The 17,119-nt window shown below is 64.3% G+C and carries 18 protein-coding genes; 11 read left to right on the forward strand and 7 right to left on the reverse strand.

The window, feature by feature from the left end:
- Positions 1-203: 203 nt before the first annotated feature.
- The 11 genes from mcpP to ABX298_RS24905 all read left to right on the forward strand — a co-directional run bounded on the left by mcpP (position 204) and on the right by ABX298_RS24905 (position 12,108).
- On the forward strand, positions 204-1,838 hold the full coding sequence (gene mcpP, locus ABX298_RS24855) for a methyl-accepting chemotaxis protein McpP (RefSeq protein ID WP_025339411.1): 1,635 nt from the start codon (positions 204-206) through the stop codon (positions 1,836-1,838).
- 295 nt (positions 1,839-2,133) lie between these two features.
- Positions 2,134-2,700, forward strand: coding sequence for a nicotinamide riboside transporter PnuC (gene pnuC, locus ABX298_RS24860; protein WP_025339412.1), 567 nt, complete (start codon positions 2,134-2,136; stop codon positions 2,698-2,700).
- Positions 2,697-3,266 carry an AAA family ATPase gene (locus ABX298_RS24865; RefSeq protein ID WP_137164173.1) on the forward strand — a complete coding sequence of 190 codons (570 nt, stop codon included), beginning with the start codon at positions 2,697-2,699 and terminating at the stop codon, positions 3,264-3,266. The genes pnuC and ABX298_RS24865 overlap by 4 nt, the downstream gene beginning before the upstream one ends.
- Positions 3,267-3,564: 298 nt before the next feature.
- On the forward strand, positions 3,565-3,999 hold the full coding sequence (locus tag ABX298_RS24870) for a hypothetical protein (protein WP_367393789.1): 435 nt from the start codon (positions 3,565-3,567) through the stop codon (positions 3,997-3,999).
- Between the two features lies 1 nt (position 4,000).
- Positions 4,001-4,579, forward strand: coding sequence for an adhesin (locus ABX298_RS24875; RefSeq protein WP_286919080.1), 579 nt, complete (start codon positions 4,001-4,003; stop codon positions 4,577-4,579).
- Between the two features lie 48 nt (positions 4,580-4,627).
- Positions 4,628-6,079 carry a heme utilization protein gene (locus tag ABX298_RS24880; protein ID WP_075045394.1) on the forward strand — a complete coding sequence of 484 codons (1,452 nt, stop codon included), beginning with the start codon at positions 4,628-4,630 and terminating at the stop codon, positions 6,077-6,079.
- Between the two features lie 62 nt (positions 6,080-6,141).
- Positions 6,142-6,822: a C39 family peptidase gene (locus ABX298_RS24885; protein ID WP_286919079.1), complete on the forward strand. Its 681-nt coding sequence runs from the start codon at positions 6,142-6,144 to the stop codon at positions 6,820-6,822.
- Between the two features lie 46 nt (positions 6,823-6,868).
- A complete protein-coding gene (locus ABX298_RS24890) occupies positions 6,869-7,621 on the forward strand; it encodes a hypothetical protein (RefSeq protein ID WP_085591262.1) in 753 nt (250 codons plus the stop codon).
- Positions 7,622-7,667: 46 nt separating this feature from the next.
- The gene (locus tag ABX298_RS24895; protein ID WP_286919078.1) at positions 7,668-8,948 is read left to right on the forward strand and encodes a hypothetical protein; all 1,281 of its coding nucleotides are present in this window, start codon (positions 7,668-7,670) and stop codon (positions 8,946-8,948) included.
- Positions 8,949-9,084: 136 nt separating this feature from the next.
- Positions 9,085-11,286 (forward strand): LTA synthase family protein, encoded by a 2,202-nt coding sequence (locus ABX298_RS24900; protein WP_367393790.1) that lies wholly within the window; start codon positions 9,085-9,087, stop codon positions 11,284-11,286.
- 93 nt (positions 11,287-11,379) lie between these two features.
- Entirely contained in the window at positions 11,380-12,108 is a 729-nt protein-coding gene (locus ABX298_RS24905) for a DUF899 domain-containing protein (RefSeq protein WP_367393791.1), read from the forward strand.
- Between the two features lie 288 nt (positions 12,109-12,396).
- On the opposite strand, the gene ureG is transcribed toward ABX298_RS24905, so the two are convergent.
- Genes ureG through ABX298_RS24940 form a run of 7 tightly spaced genes read right to left on the reverse strand, consistent with a single transcriptional unit; the run spans position 12,397 to position 17,116 of the window.
- Complete coding sequence (gene ureG, locus ABX298_RS24910) at positions 12,397-13,020, reverse strand: urease accessory protein UreG (RefSeq protein WP_010953755.1); 624 nt, start codon at positions 13,018-13,020, stop codon at positions 12,397-12,399.
- An 11-nt stretch (positions 13,021-13,031) separates the two neighbouring features.
- Entirely contained in the window at positions 13,032-13,706 is a 675-nt protein-coding gene (locus ABX298_RS24915; protein WP_075045400.1) for an urease accessory protein UreF, read from the reverse strand.
- On the reverse strand, positions 13,706-14,251 hold the full coding sequence (locus ABX298_RS24920; RefSeq protein ID WP_025339423.1) for a HupE/UreJ family protein: 546 nt from the start codon (positions 14,249-14,251) through the stop codon (positions 13,706-13,708). The genes ABX298_RS24915 and ABX298_RS24920 overlap by 1 nt, the downstream gene beginning before the upstream one ends.
- 17 nt (positions 14,252-14,268) lie before the next feature.
- The gene (ureE, locus tag ABX298_RS24925) at positions 14,269-14,766 is read right to left on the reverse strand and encodes an urease accessory protein UreE (RefSeq protein WP_367393792.1); all 498 of its coding nucleotides are present in this window, start codon (positions 14,764-14,766) and stop codon (positions 14,269-14,271) included.
- Positions 14,767-14,776: 10 nt separating this feature from the next.
- Positions 14,777-16,480 carry an urease subunit alpha gene (ureC, locus tag ABX298_RS24930; RefSeq protein WP_367393793.1) on the reverse strand — a complete coding sequence of 568 codons (1,704 nt, stop codon included), beginning with the start codon at positions 16,478-16,480 and terminating at the stop codon, positions 14,777-14,779.
- Entirely contained in the window at positions 16,477-16,794 is a 318-nt protein-coding gene (locus tag ABX298_RS24935; RefSeq protein ID WP_015270155.1) for an urease subunit beta, read from the reverse strand. Before ABX298_RS24935 ends, ureC begins: the two co-directional genes overlap by 4 nt.
- A gap of 19 nt (positions 16,795-16,813) precedes the next feature.
- The gene (locus tag ABX298_RS24940; protein ID WP_003256923.1) at positions 16,814-17,116 is read right to left on the reverse strand and encodes an urease subunit gamma; all 303 of its coding nucleotides are present in this window, start codon (positions 17,114-17,116) and stop codon (positions 16,814-16,816) included.
- Positions 17,117-17,119: the final 3 nt, after the last annotated feature.

Here is a 17,119-nt window from a genome sequence, read left to right on the forward strand (position 1 = left end):
GCGCAATGCCAGTAGAAAAGTTCACGCCGCCTAAAGGTTTCATCTTGCGCGGCCGAAATCCTGACAGAGCGCCTTTGCAATCGCCTTGTACAAACTGCTGCAGACTATTGGATGGATAGCACTTAGCCATTAGTCGAGTGGGGGCGTGGCGCAAAGCATGCTTGGATGCGCCTGAATAAAAAGAACAATGCGGGAGCTGTGGTATGAAAACCCTGAGATCGATGTCTATCAGCCGCCGTCTGTGGCTGATCCTTTTGGTGGCGGTGGCCATGCTGGTGGTATTGGGCCTGCTGATGCTGCGCCAGATCCACGGTGACCTGTACCAGGCCAAAGCGGAAAAGACCCGCCACGTGGTACAGACCGCAGCCGGTGTGTTGGCCTACTACCAAGGCCTGGAAGCAGCCGGCACACTCAGCCGCGAAGCGGCCCAGCAACAGGCGCTGCAAGTGGTACGCGCGCTACGCTACGACCAGAACGACTACTTCTGGATCAACGACCTGGGGCCGAAGATGATCATGCATCCGGCCAACCCCAAGCTCGACGGCCAGGACCTGTCGGCCATCCGCGACCCCGACGGCTTTGCCGTGTTCAACGAGATGGTCGCCCTGGCCCGGCAGCAGGACGCCGGGCCGGTCAACTACCGCTGGCCCAAGCCCGGTGCCAGCGAGCCGGTGGCCAAGACGTCCTACATCCAGCTGTTCAAGCCCTGGGGCTGGATCATCGGCTCAGGCGTGTATGTCGACGATGTACAGGCCGAATTCGCTCGCCAGTTGCGTGACGCCTCGCTGGTGGGCGTGGCCATTGCCCTGCTGATGGCGCTGGTGGTCATGCTGATTGCCCGCAGCATCGCCCGCCCGTTGCAGGAAGCGGTGCAGGCCATGGGCAACATCGCCAGCGGCGAAAGCGACCTGACCCGGCGCCTGGACACTCACGGCCGTGACGAAATCACCCACCTGGGCGAACACTTCAACCGCTTCAACGGCAAGCTGCAAGGGGTGGTCGGCCAGTTGCAAGGGGCGGCCCATGCCCTGGCCCGGTCCGCCGGGCATGTCGGCGACAATGCCGGTGCCGCGCAACAGCACAGCGCCCAGCAATCGCTGCAGATGGACCAGGTGGCCACTGCGGTCAACGAAGTGACCTACGCCGTGCAGGACGTGGCCAAGACCGCCGAACAGGCCGCTGGCGAAATGCGCACCGCGCAACAGCAGGTAGCACACGGCCAGGAAGCCATTCACGGCAGCCTGGCGCAGATCGACCGGCTGTCGCTGACCATCGACCAGGCCGTGCAGGTGATCCGCGACCTGGCCGGGCACAGTACGCGCATCGGTGGTGTGCTGGACGTGATCCGCTCCATCGCCGAACAGACCAACCTGCTGGCGCTGAACGCAGCCATCGAGGCGGCGCGGGCCGGCGAGCAAGGCCGTGGCTTTGCCGTGGTCGCCGATGAGGTGCGCCTGCTGGCCCAGCGCACGGCGCAGTCGACGGCCGAGATCCATACCATGATCGAGCACCTGCAAAGCCAGTCGGACGCTGCGGTCAAGGCCATCGACACCAGCAGCGAGGCCTCACGCCAGACCGTCGAGCAGGCCCGCGAGGCCGGTGCCAGCCTGGATGCCATCAACCAGTCGCTGAACAACCTCACTGCGTTGAATGCTTCCATTGCCAGCGCCACCTTGCAACAGTCGCACGTGGTCGAAGAGATCAACCGCAACGTGCTGGATACTGCCGGGTTGTCCCAGCAGACCGCCGATGCGGCGAGGCAGTCCAGCGATGCCGGGATGGCGCTGGGGCAGCTGAGCGAAGAGCTGGAGCAGTTGTTGCGGCAGTTCCGGGTATAAGACCAGCCCCTGTGGGAGATGGCCGAGCCCTTTGGGCTGCGCTGTCGCCTAGATAACTGAAATTGCAAGCAATCCGCGTACCCTGTGGGAGCGGCTTTAGCCGCGAAGAATCCAGCGCGGTGCTTGGCACCGGCTGCGCCGGTGTTCGCGGCTAAAGCCGCTCCCACAGGATCCCTGCTGACTCAAAGCTATGTGCAGTCCTATGGGAGTGGCCTCAAAGGCCCCAACGCCCTACACCTTCGCCGGCCGACCCGCTACAATCGCGCCCCTCCCCCGCAGTCTCCAAGGATCGCCGATGTCCGGCCTTGAACTCATCGCCGCCGTCCTCGGCGTCACCGCTGTCTGGCTCACGGTCAAGCAGAACGCCTGGTGCTGGCCGATCGGCCTGGTCATGGTGCTGATCTATGGCTGGCTGTTCTACGAGGTGAAGCTGTACTCGGGCATGCTGCTGCAAGTGGCCTATGCCATCCTGCAGGTCTACGGCTGGTGGCAATGGAAGCGCCCGGGCCATGCTGAAGACGCCCGCCAGGTCACCCGCCTGCAGCGCCCGGCATTGCTCGCCGGCCTGGCCGGCGGGGTGCTGCTGAGTGCCGCCCTGGGCGCGGCGATGGCCACCTGGACCGACGCCGCCCTGCCCTGGCTGGACGCTACCCTGACCGGCTTCAGCCTGGTGGCACAACTTTGGATGGCGCAGAAGCGCCTGCAGTGCTGGCCGCTGTGGGTGGTGGTAGACATCATCTACGTGGGCCAGTACCTGCACCAGCAGCTGTACTTCACCGCAGGCTTCTTCGCCGTGCTCACCCTGATTGCCGTGCGCGGCTGGCTGGAATGGCGCCGTGACCCGGCGTTGGTGCAGCCATGAGCGCGGCACAATCCATGAAAGTAGTGGTGCTGTGCGGCCCGGAATCCAGCGGCAAGAGCTGGCTCAGCGGGGTGATCCAGGCGCATTTCGGCGGCGTGGTGGTGGCCGAATACGTGCGCCACTTCATCGACCAGGAATGCCGCGACACCTGCTATGCCGACATCCCTGCCATCGCCCGCGGCCAGCTGGCCTGGGAAGACCACGCCCGCGAGCAGGCACCGCCGCTGCTGATTCTCGACACCCATCTGCTCAGCAACATGCTCTGGAGCCACGCCCTGTTCGGCGACTGCCCGGCCTGGCTGGAGCAGGCGCTGCTGGCACGGCATTACCACCTGCACCTGCTGCTGAGCCCGCAAGGGGTGGATTGGGTTGCCGATGGCCAGCGCAGCCAGCCCGAACTGCGCGACCGCCAGCGCTTTTTCGATGACAGCCTGCACTGGCTGCAACGGCATGACCAGGCGTACAAAATAATTGAGGGCAATTGGCCACAACGCCAGTTGCTGGCACTGCAAACAGTGGCTACGCTCATTGGTAGCGATGCGCCATCCTGCCCCACCGAGTGTTAATCTACCGACACACCCCTGTGGGGCGAAGCCCCTGAAAACATGGGGTTTTGCGGAGCGTCGGAGGTAGTGTCAAGGCGCTGAAACACTCCTGCAAAAACCCTTCCAATCAAGGCCAACACGGGCTTTGCCTGCACCGCTCGCCGCTGCCTGTTTCAACCCTGAGACAGAATACGCCGCAGCTTGTCATGGTACTCACCTTAAGCTTTTGATCTGAAAACGCTTCTCAAAAGCGGCACACCTTCTGCTGCCTGGTTCGCATCGCTGAACCGGGCCAGCGCTCATTGAAGGAGTTGCCGTCGTGAGGAAAACTGACAAACGCCTCTATCACCTGTTGCTGATGGGCTCTGTGCTGGGCTCGTTGAGCCTGACGGCCCAGGCCGACAACGGCATCATCGTGATAACCCGTGACGTGCAGACACGCAACGCCGTTGTCCCGCCGTTGCGACCCGACCCCAACCCCACCACCGTCAATGCCAACCCTTCCGCCCACATCCTCAAGCAAACCAACGAACTGAGTGATGGCGACTTCGCCAACATCACCAGCGGTGCGGGTATCAGCACCTTGATTACCCAGCAGACCAACAACCTGGGCGGCAACCTAAACAACCAGACCCAACTGCCCAACCTGGCCGGTGGCCGAGGCACGGGCTCGGGCAATGGCATCTCGAACATGGTCAATTCGAGCGTGCAGCGCGGCCTGGCGCCGCTGCAGATCCTGACCGGAGGCAAGTGAGATGAAGCACACGCTGCTGATCCTGATCACGCTGTGCAGTACATCGACCTTCGCGCAATCCCCGGTTCCCGTGATCAACAATGCCGAAATCGACAGCTCGGGCAGCCGTTACCTGGGCAACCTGTCGGTCAACCAGGCGGCTGGCGACCAACAGCAACAGGCCAACGCACGCGCCTTCGCCGTTGGGCCCGAGGCCAGTGCCACCACGCAGATCCGCCAGCGCCTGAACACCCCTGCAGACCCCGCAATGAACGCACGCTCGACCATACAGGGCGACGCCTTCAGCAACGGTAGCGGCGCCCTCGGGATCAACCAGAGCGCCGGCGCCAACACCCAGCAAGCGAACGCACTGAGCATCAGTATCGGTGCCCAGCCGCAAAGCATCGACGACAGCGTCCTCATGCAGCAGAACGTGGCGCTGCTCAACAACTCCGGTCCGATTGACACTTCAACTGGCCATCGCCAGGTCACCACCAGTGACCAGGCCTTCACCGGTAGCCGTGGAGTGATTCAGTTGAACCAGAGTGCCGGGGTGGGAAACCGCATGGCCAACACCCTGAGCATCCGGGTCGCGGATTGACCCTGCCAGTCAAGAACGACACTTAACCTAAACGTACGGAGAATCACCATGAAACCCTCGATGGCAATCAAGCCTCTGGTTTTCGCAATTGCTGCGGTCATGGCTGTTGCTGTACAAGCTGATCAGAACGACCGGCGTGGCGGGCACCACAATGGTCACCACAACAACGGGCAGCACACGCCTCCTCCCACCAGGATCCCTGTGTATGCCACTGCCAATGCCATTGACAGCCAGAGCAGTACGGGCAATACCATCACCAACCAAGGCACCATCAACGAAGCCGAGATGAGCAGCTCGGCTTCGGGTGCCAGCGGCAACGTAGGTGTCAACGTGGCGGCCGGTAACGGCAACCAACAGGACAACGCTGCGGCCATTGCCAACGCATCGTCCGAATCCAGCCTGGACAACAGCTTCGTGTTCGGCTCCGCCGAAGCCACCGCTGACGTTCGCCAGTTCAGCAACAACAACCGTGTCGACAACTGGTCCACCCAGAACTCGGCGGTCATGACTGGCTCGGCCGATGGTGCAGAGGGTAACGTCGGCGTCAACATCGCTGGCGGCGACCTGAACCAGCAGAAAAACACCATGGCCATCGCCAACACCGGTGCCCCGCTGGGCAATGCCACTGCCACCGCCTCTGCCGACCAGAACGGCCCAGGCCTGACGGTGAACAACGGCGCCGACCGCACCTACCGGGTAGATACGCTGACCATCACCACCACCAAGAGCGGCTCCAGCTCGCGTGAGGGCACGTTCAACTCGACCGACGACCGCAGCTCGTCCTCGAGCTTCAGCGTGGCCGGCTCGCAAAGCGCCAGCTCCAGTGGGTCCAGTGGCTGGAACTCCAGCGGTTCGAGCAGCATGAACGCCAGTGGTTCGCGCAGCTCCACTGCCAGCGGCTCCAATAGCTGGAATGCCAGTGGTTCCATGGCCAGCAACGCCAGTTCGTCCAGCAGTTCCAGCCTGAACGCCACCCTGGCCGCTGCTGCCGATGCGACCCGTACCGTGACCACCGATGACGGCCGTCGCGAGCGCACCCGCACCGATAGCTTCGATGCCTCGCTCAATGCCTCGCTCAATGTAGATGTCGACCGTTCGCGGGAAAGCTCGCACGACGCGTCGTTCGAGAAGGCGTTCGACTCGTCGTACGACAAGGCCCGCCAATCGAGCTACGAGAAGTCTCGCGACTCCTCGTATGAGAAGGCTCACGAGTCGTCCTATGCCAATGCATCGGAATCGGCGTTTGAAAAGTCTGGCGAGAAATCGTCTCAATCGTCGAACGACGTGTCGAAGAGCTACAGCGAAAGCAGTGCCTACGACTTGAGCAATACCGTGTCCTTCCAAGTGCTGACCCCGACCGGCTGGGCCAACCCTGTTACCAACACTGCAACCCTTAGCGGTTCGGTGAACGGTGGCAGCGGCAACCTGGGTGTGAACGTGGCGGCCGGTGTGGGCAACCAGCAGAGCAACTCGCTGGCCATCTCCAACACCTCGTTCTGATCGCTGTGCTTGAGGCCCCCTTCGGGGGGCCTTTCTTCAACAGAACCGGAAGGCATCCGATCATGCGCATCATTGCCCTGGCGTTTTTGCTGTGCCTGGCCAGCGTGAGCGAAGCGGCACAAATGCCGCTGTCCGTCCTGCCGGGTGGCGCCGTTGTGTTCAAGCCCATCCAGAGCGTACGCGAGCGCAAGTTCGCCGACCTGGTGCAACAGAAGACCGACTTCAGCTGCGGCGCCGCCGCGCTGGCCACCATCCTGCGCCAGGCCTACTGGCTGGACGTAGACGAGCAACAGATCATCGAAGGCATGCTGGCCCACGCCGACCAGGCCCTGGTGCGAACGCAAGGCTTCTCGATGCTCGACATGAAACGCTACGTGGAAAGCCTGGGGATGCGTGCCCGCGGCTACCGGGTGGCGCCCGAGACCCTGCACAGCGTGCGCATCCCGGTCGTGGTGCTGATGGATGTGCGCGGCTACAAGCACTTCGTGGTCATGCAGAAGGTCGACAAGGGCTGGGTGTATATCGGCGACCCGGTACTGGGCCACAAGCGCTACAAGGTCGACGACTTTCTCAAGGGCTGGAACGGCATCATCTTCGCCGTGATCGGCCAGGGCTACGACAAGAACAATGTGCTGCTTGACCCGCCCCTGCCCCTGACCGCCAAGGGCCGGGTGAGCAACTTCACTCCGGTACGCGATGCAGAACTGCTGGACTTCGGGTTCATCAAAAGCGACTTCTTCTAACGACGCTTGCAACGACAAGGAGCACGAGGCTCCGGGGAGCACCCCAATGAAGAATGCATTCTGGCTTGCAATCGCATGCCTGACCGTCAGCCTTCCTACCCAGGCCGAAACCTTCAAGCCCATCGAGCTGAAGGACCATGAGCTGGCGACCTTGCGTGGCCGCTACGTGATGCCGGGGCGGATCGTGAGTTTCGGTATTGTCATGTCCAGCACCTGGCAGAATGCCAAAGGGGACGTGATCGGTGCGACGAGCACGATGCAGATTCAGCAGTCGACCATCAAACCGCAATTCTACGTGTCGTTGATCGACGAAAGCGGCACTGGCACAGCGTCAGCTGGAGCCACGGCACCGGGCACCGGTACCGTTACAGGCGGTGCCGGCCTCAACACCACAGAGGGTGTTACCCAGGTGGTACGCGCAGCTGGCGACAACAATACCGCCTACAACAATGTCGCCATCAATGTTTCCAAGGCCGACCAGGCGCCCACCGTGCAGCCACAGGGCCAGGCACTGGCCAACGGCCAGACACTGACAGGCGCAAACGGCGCAGGGGCGCTGAGTGTGTCCGCCAGCGGCGTAGGGGTGCAGTTCAATATCAGTGCCAGTAACAACCAGGGCAGCAGCGTGCAGCGCCTGGCGCAGGGTGGCCTGATGCAGAACTCGACGCTGCTGGGCAATGGCAACCGGGTCAATAACGTCACCACGCTCAATGTGGTGATGCGCGAAAGCGTGCCGACAGCCGCTTCGCTGAACGGTAGCCTCGATCAGCTCAAAGGTCTTCGCACATTTGGATACTGATCTACGCTCAGTCTCATCAAAAGTAGTCGGCAGGGACGGCAATTCCATGCACCGATCTTTATCGCTCAAAGCTTTTGTGTGTTTGACCACCTTGACCCCGGCCACATTGCTTTACGCCGCAGCCGACCCTCAGGTCGAGGCTCTCAAGCAGGAACTGATGGAACTGAAACAACGCTACGAAGCCCAGCAGCAAGCGCTGATGGTGCTGGAGCAGCGCGTGCGCCAGGTAGAAGAAACCCCGGCAGCCCCCCCACCCAAACGCCTGGTCAGGTCCCCGGCCGAAGGGGTCAAGGGCGCACAGACGGTGGCTTCGGGCGCACCGGGCACCACCGGCAGCTCCTATGGCCAGGCACTGACCGACGACGCGGAGCCTGCGCAAAGCGTGTCCAACCTGTACGACGAGGCCAGCGGCTTCTTCGGCGGCGGCAAGTTCAGCTTCGAAACCGGTGTCACCTATACCCACTACGATACCCGGGCGCTGGTGCTCAACGGCTTCCTGGCACTGGACTCGATCTTCCTCGGCAGTATCAACCTTGACCGGGTGAAGGCAGATAACTGGACCCTGGACATGACTGCCCGCTACAACCTCGCCCAGCGCTGGCAGTTCGACATCAACGTCCCGGTGGTGTACCGCGAATCCACCTACTCTTCCGGCGGTGCGGGCGGCGCCGGGGCAAGCACCTCGGACGAAACCGTAACCCGCGACCCGGAAATCGGCGACGTCAACGTCGGTGTCGCCTACAAGTTCCTCGACGAAGACGAGACCTGGCCTGACGCCGTCGCTACCTTGCGCATCAAGGCGCCGACCGGCAAAGACCCCTATGGCATCAAACTGCGCCAGGTAGAGGGCAACGACAACCTGTCGGTACCGGAAAGCCTGCCGACCGGCAACGGCGTCTGGTCGATCACGCCGGGCATCTCGCTGGTCAAGACCTTCGACCCCGCCGTGCTGTTCGGCAGCCTGTCCTACACCTACAACATGGAAGACTCGTTCAGCGACATCAGCCCACAGGTCAACAGCAAGGTGCCGGGCGATGTGAAGCTGGGCGACTCGTGGCAGATCGGCGGCGGTATCGCCTTTGCCCTGAACGAGAAGATGAGCATGTCTTTCTCGGTGTCCGACCAGTTCGCCCGCAAGAGCAAGATAAAACCGGATGGCGGCGACTGGCAGTCGATCTCCAACAGCGACTACAACGCGGCCAACTTCAACATCGGCATGACCTTCGCCGCCACCGACAACCTGACCATCGTGCCCAACCTGGCCATTGGTCTGACCGATGACGCGCCGGACTTTTCCTTCAGCCTGAAATTCCCCTACTACTTCTGATACTTGCCATCGGCCGGGCTCGCGCGAACGGGCCCGGCTTTTGGTTACCAGCCTTGTCCCGGACCGCCTTCCCTGCCACGGCCTGTTATCATCAAGCACAGTTGCATGACGATTTAATGGCAAAAGGGATGTTTTTGTGAAGAACCTGTCAGACCACCCACGTACCCGGCTTGTCGCCCTGGCGACCCTGGTACTGGTGATCCCACTGGGTACGCGCGCCATGCTGGGCTGGTCCAACCCACTCGGTTACCTGTCCGACCTCGCCCTCGGCAGCTTGCTGGTCTTGCTGCTGCACCGTCGGCCGTGGTGGCTGGCGTTTCCCGTATTGCTGGCCTGGGCGGCCCTCTGGGTGGCTTCGGCTGAACTGGTGAGCGCGGTGGGCCGGTTGCCCACCAGCGCCGACCTGACGTACCTGCTCGACCCGCAGTTCATGGAAAACTCGACCGGTGGCGGCCTGGCCCATGCCTGGCTGCCGTGGGCCATGGGCGCCGGCCTGCTGGCCTGGCTGGCCAGCGCCTGGCGCAGCCGCACCCAACCCAGCCAGCCGCTGCCACGCACGGCCTGGGCCATTCCGCTGCTACTGTTCGGCGCCCATTGGGGCAGCCAGCAACTGGTACCTTCCGACGCCGACCAATGGCGGCAATACAACCTCACCCACCAGCTGCTGTCGGCCGGGGCCGGCAACCTGCAGCGCCAGGTCGAAGGCTGGATGGGCCGTACGCAAACCTTCACCCCTCTGGCCAGCACCGGCCTGACCCAGTCCGACCTGCATGGCCAGCGCCTGCTCGCCGGGCCAGGCAACGCCCGCAACCTGCTGGTCATCACCGTGGAAGGCATCCCCGGGGCCTACCTGCGGCCCAACCGCCAGGCCCTGCACAGCCGCTTCGACGAAGAGCTGATGCCCAAACTCAGCCAGTGGGCCGAGCGCGGCATGAACACCCCGGACTACGTGCTGCATACCCATCAGACCATCCGTGGCCTGTACGCAATGCTGTGCGGTGACTACGACAAGCTGGCCAACGGCACGCCCAAGGGCGTGGAACTGCTGACCCAGAACGAACGCAACCAGGCCTGCCTGCCGGCGCAGTTGCGCCAGGCCGGCTTCACCACCCACTACCTGCAGGGCGCCGGCCTGCGCTTCATGGCCAAGGACCGCATCATGCCGCACATCGGCTTTGACGCGGTGCACGGCCAGGAGTGGTTCCGCAACAGGAACTACCTGGACTTCCCCTGGGGCAAAGATGACCGCGCCTTCTTCGAGGGTGCGCTGGATTACGTCGGCCAGCTGCAAAAGCAGGACAAGCCATGGATGCTGACCCTGCTCACCGTGGGCACCCACCAGCCCTACTCGGCACCGGCCGAGTACCTGGAGCGCTACGACACGCCGAAACAGGCGGCAGTCGCCTACCTGGACGACGCACTCGGTGCATTCCTCGACAACCTCGAACGCCAGGGCGTGCTCAAGGACACCCTGGTGGTGGTGACTTCCGACGAGTCCCACGGCATCGACGGTGTGCGCCTGGCCTCGTCCTGGGGCTTCAACCTCACCCTGGCGCCGGAGCAGGCACAGTTGCCACGGATCAAGCGCGGTACCTATGGCCATATCGACCTGGCCACCTCCCTGCTCGACTACTTTGCCCTGCCCATCCCCATGGCGCTCGGCGGTCGCTCGCTGTACCGCGACTACGACAGCGGTCGCGAGATGATCTCCTACACCAACGGCATGCTGCGTTATCACGACGGCCAGGGTGTGTTCACCGAATGCGACTTCCAGCAGCGCTGCCGGCGTTACGCCAGCGAGGGCTTCATCGCCGACCAGGCACGTTACCTTGGCCCGGGCGACAGCCTGCTCGGCCAGCAGATCGGTGCCCTCGCCGGGGTGCTCGACCAGTCCCTGCTGCAAACACCGCTCAACCTGCGTTACCAGTTCGGCGGCCCATCGCCGATCCAGCTGCGCAAGCGCATCAAGGATGACTGGGCCGATAACCTGATCGGCGCCCAGTACCTGGAAATGCCCGAGGGTTCGCATACCCGCGTACGGGTCAAGGTACGTTCGCTGGACCCCAAGCGCGCAGCCTATATCCAGCTCAAGGCCAAGCAGCTGGAGCAGGACGTACCGCTGGGCTTGCCTGACGAAGTGAAAGTCACTGCCGACGAGCCGCTGGAGATGGAGTTCAGCTTCGACAACCCTACCGCGCGCAAGGCGTTTTCCTTCCATTTGCTGGGCTATGGCGGTGGCCAGGTGGAAGTCAGCGACTTCAGCGTGATCACCGCGCTGCCTGGGGAAGATGAAGCAGCGGATGAACTGACTGAAGGGCATATCGCCCATTCGGGCTGAGCAATACCACTCATCGCCCGGCCGCCGCGGCCTGTCGATTCGACCCGCCCGTGCTCGACTAGAGTGTGAATCCCCCAATGTGGAGACAGCACCATGAGCACGAGCGAAAGCAGGCACCCGGTGGCTTCGCGCAGCCAGTGGCTGGCGGCCCGTCGGCAGCTGTGGCTGCACGAAAAGGCCTTCACCCACCACCGCGACGCGCTGTCCGCAGCCCGTCGCGCCCTGCCCTGGGTCAAGGTGGAGCACGACTATCGCTTCGAGGGGCCGGACGGCGAACTGAGCCTGGCCGACCTGTTCGCGGGCCGCAGCCAGTTGCTGGTTTACCACTTCATGTTCGCCGAGGGCTGGAGCGAAGGCTGCCACGGCTGCTCGTTCCTGGCCGACCACTTTGACGGCGCCAACCTGCACCTGGCGCATCACGACGTGTCGCTGGTGGCGGTGTCGCGGGCACCGTATGCCGAGTTCCAGGCCTTCCGCCGGCGCATGGGCTGGCAGTTCCCCTGGTATTCGTCACATGGCAGCGGGTTCAACGAGGACTTTGGCGTCAGCGTTGGCAGCGAGGGCCAGCGGCAGTACAACTATGAGCCATACGAGGGCGATGAAAGCGAGCTTCCCGGGCTGAGTGCGTTCTATCGCGAGCCGGATGGCAGCGTGTACCACACCTATTCGACCTATGCCCGCGGGCTGGACATCCTGGTCAACACCTACAATTTCCTCGACATTGCGCCACTGGGGCGCAACGAGGCCGGGACCATGGACTGGGTGCGGCACCATGACCGTTATGAAGGGCAGCCGGACAAGCCCAGCTGCTGCCATAAGTGATACTCAGCCCGTACGCGGTCGTTGTAGGAGCGGCCTTGTGTCGCGAAAGGGCCGCAAAGCGGCCCCAGCAATTTCAACTGTTGTGAATCAACCCTGGGGCCGCGTTGCGGCCCTTTCGCGACACAAGGCCGTATAGCGACAACCTCGAGAGCAACGCTGTACCTGTGGGAGCGGCTTTAGCCGCGAAGAAGCCAACACGGTGGGTGGCACCGGCTGCGCCGGTGTTCGCGGGTAAACCCGCTCCCACAGGAATTGCGCCATGGTCCAGACTGCGTTCAACCCGTTACATCACCCGCGCACGCCCAGCATCCCGCGCTCGACGATGAAGTCGATCACCGCCTGCAGCCCCTCGCCCTTCTTCAGGTTGCTGAAGGTCCATGGCCGCTGCGGGCGCATGCGCTGGGTATCGCGCTCCATCACTTCCAGCGAAGCCCCCACATAGGGCGCCAGGTCGGTCTTGTTGATCACCAGGAAATCCGACTTGGTAATCCCCGGCCCACCCTTGCGCGGGATCTTCTCGCCTTCGGCCACGTCGATCACGTAGATGGTCAGATCGGCCAGCTCCGGGCTGAAAGTGGCACTCAGGTTGTCACCGCCGCTTTCGACGAAGATCACCTCGAGGTTGCCAAACTTGCGCGCCAGGGCTTCGACTGCCGCCAGGTTCATCGAGGCGTCCTCACGTATCGCCGTGTGCGGGCAGCCGCCGGTTTCCACACCGACGATGCGCTCCGGCTCAAGGGCCCCGGCTTCGGTGAGGATACGCTGGTCCTCCTTGGTGTAGATGTCGTTGGTGACCACTGCGATCTGGTAGTGGTCGCGCATGGCCTTGCACAAGGCTTCGAGCAGCGCCGTCTTGCCGGAGCCGACCGGGCCGCCGACACCGACGCGCAGGGGTTGTTGATAGCTTTGCATGCAGGCAGTCCTCAGGAACGGAACAATCGGGTGTATTGGGTTTCGTGTCGCGATGAGGCAATGGCCAGCAACGGCAGGCCGCCGCCAAGCTGGTCATCGCCCAGGCCCAGTGCCTGGTCGAGGGCCGCGGGCAGCCCTGCCCCCAGGTCGCGCAGCAAGGTCTGGGCAGCCTGCTGGCCGAACGGCACCAGCTTGACCCCGGCCATTACCGCGCCCTCAAGCCAGGCAAAACCATGGCCCAGGGCTAACTGGCGCAGTGGGATCGCCCAGTGCGCAGCCAGCCAGGCCATACCGCCCAGCTGGGTGAGTTCGAGGCTGGCCCGCCAGGCCGGTGCCTGGCCCAGTTGCCAGCCGTCCAGCAGCCGTGCCAGCGCCGCGCCGCGCTGCTGTTCTTCCAGGCGCAGCTCGGCGGTTTCGCGGTTGGCCAGCAGAAAGCGGCTCCAGTGGCCGAAGGCCTCGGCGTCCTCGGCCTGGCAGGCGTGGTACAGGCGCGCCAGCACCGGCCAGTCGAGGCAGGCCAGGGTGTCGTCGATCTGCTCGCGCTGCCAGGCAGCGAAACCATCCACGCCCCGTACCCAGCCCGCCTCGACCGCCCACTCCAGGCCTTGCGAGTAGGTGAAGCCACCCACCGGCAAGCCAGGGCTGGCCAGCTGCAGCAGGCGCAACAACGCCAGGTCGCTGTCCATCAACCGGCCAGTACCAGCGCGGCGCCGGCCAGCAGGCCACCGCCAAAGGCCTTCTGCAGGCCGCTATGCCTGCGCAACAGGCAACCGACCGCAAAGCCGGCCGCCAGCAACAGGCCGCTGACCGTGACGAAGCCGGCGCTGAACTGCCAGAACGCGCTTGGCGTGGCTTCCACGCCATGGGCCCAGCCATGGAACAGGGCGAACACCGGCATGGCCATGGCCAGCAGCAGTTGGCGGCTGGGCAGTAGCACGGCACCGGCAGCCACCAGCAGCGACACGGCAATCAGGGTTTCCATGCCCAGCACATCGCCGAACAGGTGGCCGCACACCGCGCCGCCGAACATCGCCGCCAGGGTTGCCAGGGGTAGCGTCAGGCTGCGCCGGGTCAACGCGGCGAGTACACCGGTGCCCAGCAGCATCAGCAGGTGGTCAAGGCCGGTCAGCGGGTGCAGCAGGCCGTCCTGCAGCGGGTTGGCGTCGTGCCCGGGGTGGGCGAAGGCAGGCAGAGCCAGCATCAGCAGAAACAGGGCGAAAGTCTTTTTCATCGGTTGCTCCAGGCAGTTCAGGAATGGGCAGGCAGGCGCACGAACGGGTGATCGTGGCCGTGGGCATGGCTGTGGCTGTGCGGCGCGCTCTGGTAGGCGCCCGCTTCAGGCTCGAACGGCGCTTGTTCGGCCTCTACCGTCAGGCCCAGGCCACGCAACATGTCGCCCAGCACGTGGTCATGCTGGAAGCGCAACAGGCCGGGTTCGATCTGCAGAGGCACATGGCGGTTGCCCAGGTGATAGGCTGCGCGGGCCAGCAGGTGCGGGTCGGCGCAACGCACCGTGGACACCGCTTCGGGCGCCGCCAGCACGCGGATCAGCTGGGTGCCCTCGGCATCGGCCAGCAGTTCGCCCCCGCGCAGCAGGTGGCCGCGCTCGAGCATCAGCCCGGCCTCGCGACCATCATCCAGGGTCACCCGCAGGCGGCTCTTGATGCGGCTGTCCACGTCCAGGGTAACGGTGCCGGTTTCGCCCAGCTGGCCGGGGTCGGTGATACGGCGGGTCAAGACAATCATCGGTGCTCCTTCAGAACAGGAAGTAACGCTGGGCCAGCGGCAGTTCGCGGGCCGGCTCGCAGACCAGCAGTTCGCCGTCGGCACGCACCTGGTAGGTCTGCGCATCGACCTCGATCAGCGGCTGCAGGGTGTTGTGGACCATGTCGGGCTTGCGCACCCGGCGGCAGCCGTGGGCCACGCCGATCAGGCTGCGCAGGTTCAGCTCCTCGGCCAGGCCACGGTCCATCGCCGCCTGGGGCAGGAAGGTCATGCGCGTGGCATGCCGTGCCGCGCCCAGGGCGCCGAACATCGGGCGGTAATGCACCGGTTGCGGCGTGGGGATGGAACCGTTGATATCACCCATGGGCGCGGTGACGATCATTCCGCCCTTGATCACCAGGGCCGGCTTGACCGCAAAGAACGCCGGCGCCCACAACACCAGGTCGGCCAGCTTGCCGACTTCCACCGAGCCCACTTCGTGGCCGATGCCGTGGGTCAGTGCCGGGTTGATGGTGTACTTGGCGATGTAGCGCTTGACCCGGAAGTTGTCGCTGTAGCTGGTGTCCGGCGCCAGTGGCCCGCGGCGCAGCTTCATCTGGTGGGCCACCTGCCAGGTGCGCAGCACCACCTCGCCAACCCGGCCCATGGCCTGGGAATCGGACGAGGTCATGGCAAAGGCGCCCATGTCGTGGAGGATGTCCTCGGCGGCGATGGTTTCGCGGCGGATGCGCGACTCGGCAAAGGCCACGTCTTCGGCGATGCTCGGGTCCAGGTGGTGGCAGACCATGAGCATGTCCAGGTGCTCGTCCACGGTGTTGATCGTGTACGGCAGGGTCGGGTTGGTCGAGGACGGCAACACGTTGGCCTGCCCCGCCGCGCGAATGATGTCCGGGGCGTGGCCGCCACCAGCGCCCTCGGTGTGGAAGGTGTGGATGGTACGGTCGCCGATGGCCGCCAGGGTGTCTTCGATGCAGCCGGACTCATTGAGGGTGTCGGTGTGGATCGCCACCTGGATGTCCATTTCCTCGGCCACGCCCAGGCAGCAGTCGATGGCAGCTGGTGTCGAACCCCAGTCTTCGTGCAGCTTGAGGCCCACGGCGCCGGCCGCGATCTGCTCGCGCAGTGCTTCCGGCCGCGAGGCGTTGCCCTTGCCCAGCAAGCCGATGTTGATCGGCAGGCTGTCGGCGGCCTGGAGCATGCGCGCCAGGTACCAGGGGCCGGGCGTGCAGGTGGTGGCGTTGGTGCCGGTGGCCGGCCCGGTGCCGCCGCCGATGAAGGTGGTGACACCGCTGTTCAGCGCCTCGTCCACCTGCTGCGGGCAGATGAAGTGGATGTGCGAGTCGACGCCACCGGCGGTGACGATCTTGCCCTCGGCCGCGATCACCTCGGTGCCGGGGCCCACGGGCACGTTCACGCCCGGCTGCACATCGGGGTTGCCAGCCTTGCCGATCACCGCGATACGCCCGTGCTTGATGCCGATATCGGCCTTGACGATACCCCAGTGGTCGATGATCAGGGCATTGGTCAGCACCAGGTCCATGGCTTCGGCGGCCAGCATCTGGCCTTGCCCCATGCCATCGCGGATGACCTTGCCGCCACCGAACTTCACCTCTTCGCCGTAGATGGTGAAGTCGCGCTCCACCTCGACCCACAGCGCGGTGTCGGCCAGGCGTACGCGGTCACCTACCGTGGGGCCGAACATGTCGGCATAGGCCTGGCGGGAAATGCGGCTCATGCCCTGCCCTCCAGCGCGCCCATCACCTTGCCCTGGAAGCCGTAGACCTCGCGCTTGCCGGCGTATGCCACCAGTTGCACGGTACGCGCCTGGCCAGGCTCGAAGCGCACGGCGGTACCCGCGGGGATGTCCAGCCGAAAGCCCAGCGTAGGCGCGCGCTCGAACACCAGCGCCTCGTTGACTTCGTAAAAGTGGTAGTGCGAGCCGACCTGCACCGGCCGGTCGCCATGGTTGGCCACGCTGACGCTGACCGTCGCGCGGCCGCTGTTCAGCTCGATGTCGCCGGCGGCGACCTGGATTTCACCTGGGATCATGCGGGGCTCCTGGGCAGTTTCAGACGATGGGGTCATGCACGGTCACCAGCTTGGTGCCATCCGGGAAGGTCGCTTCGACCTGCACGTCGTGGAGCATTTCGGCGATGCCAGGCATCACCTGCTCGCGGCTCAATACTTCGCGCCCCAGGCTCATCAGCTCGGCGACGGTGCGGCCATCACGGGCGCCTTCGAGCACGGCGGCACTGATCAGCGCCACCGCTTCCGGGTAGTTGAGCTTCAGGCCACGGGCCAGGCGCCGCTCCGCCAGCAACGCGGCGGTGAACAGCAGCAGTTTGTCTTTCTCTCTCGGGGTCAGCTCCATGGC

This window comes from Pseudomonas sp. X4, from assembly GCF_040784925.1.
Classification (GTDB): Bacteria; Pseudomonadota; Gammaproteobacteria; order Pseudomonadales; family Pseudomonadaceae; genus Aquipseudomonas; species Aquipseudomonas putida_Z.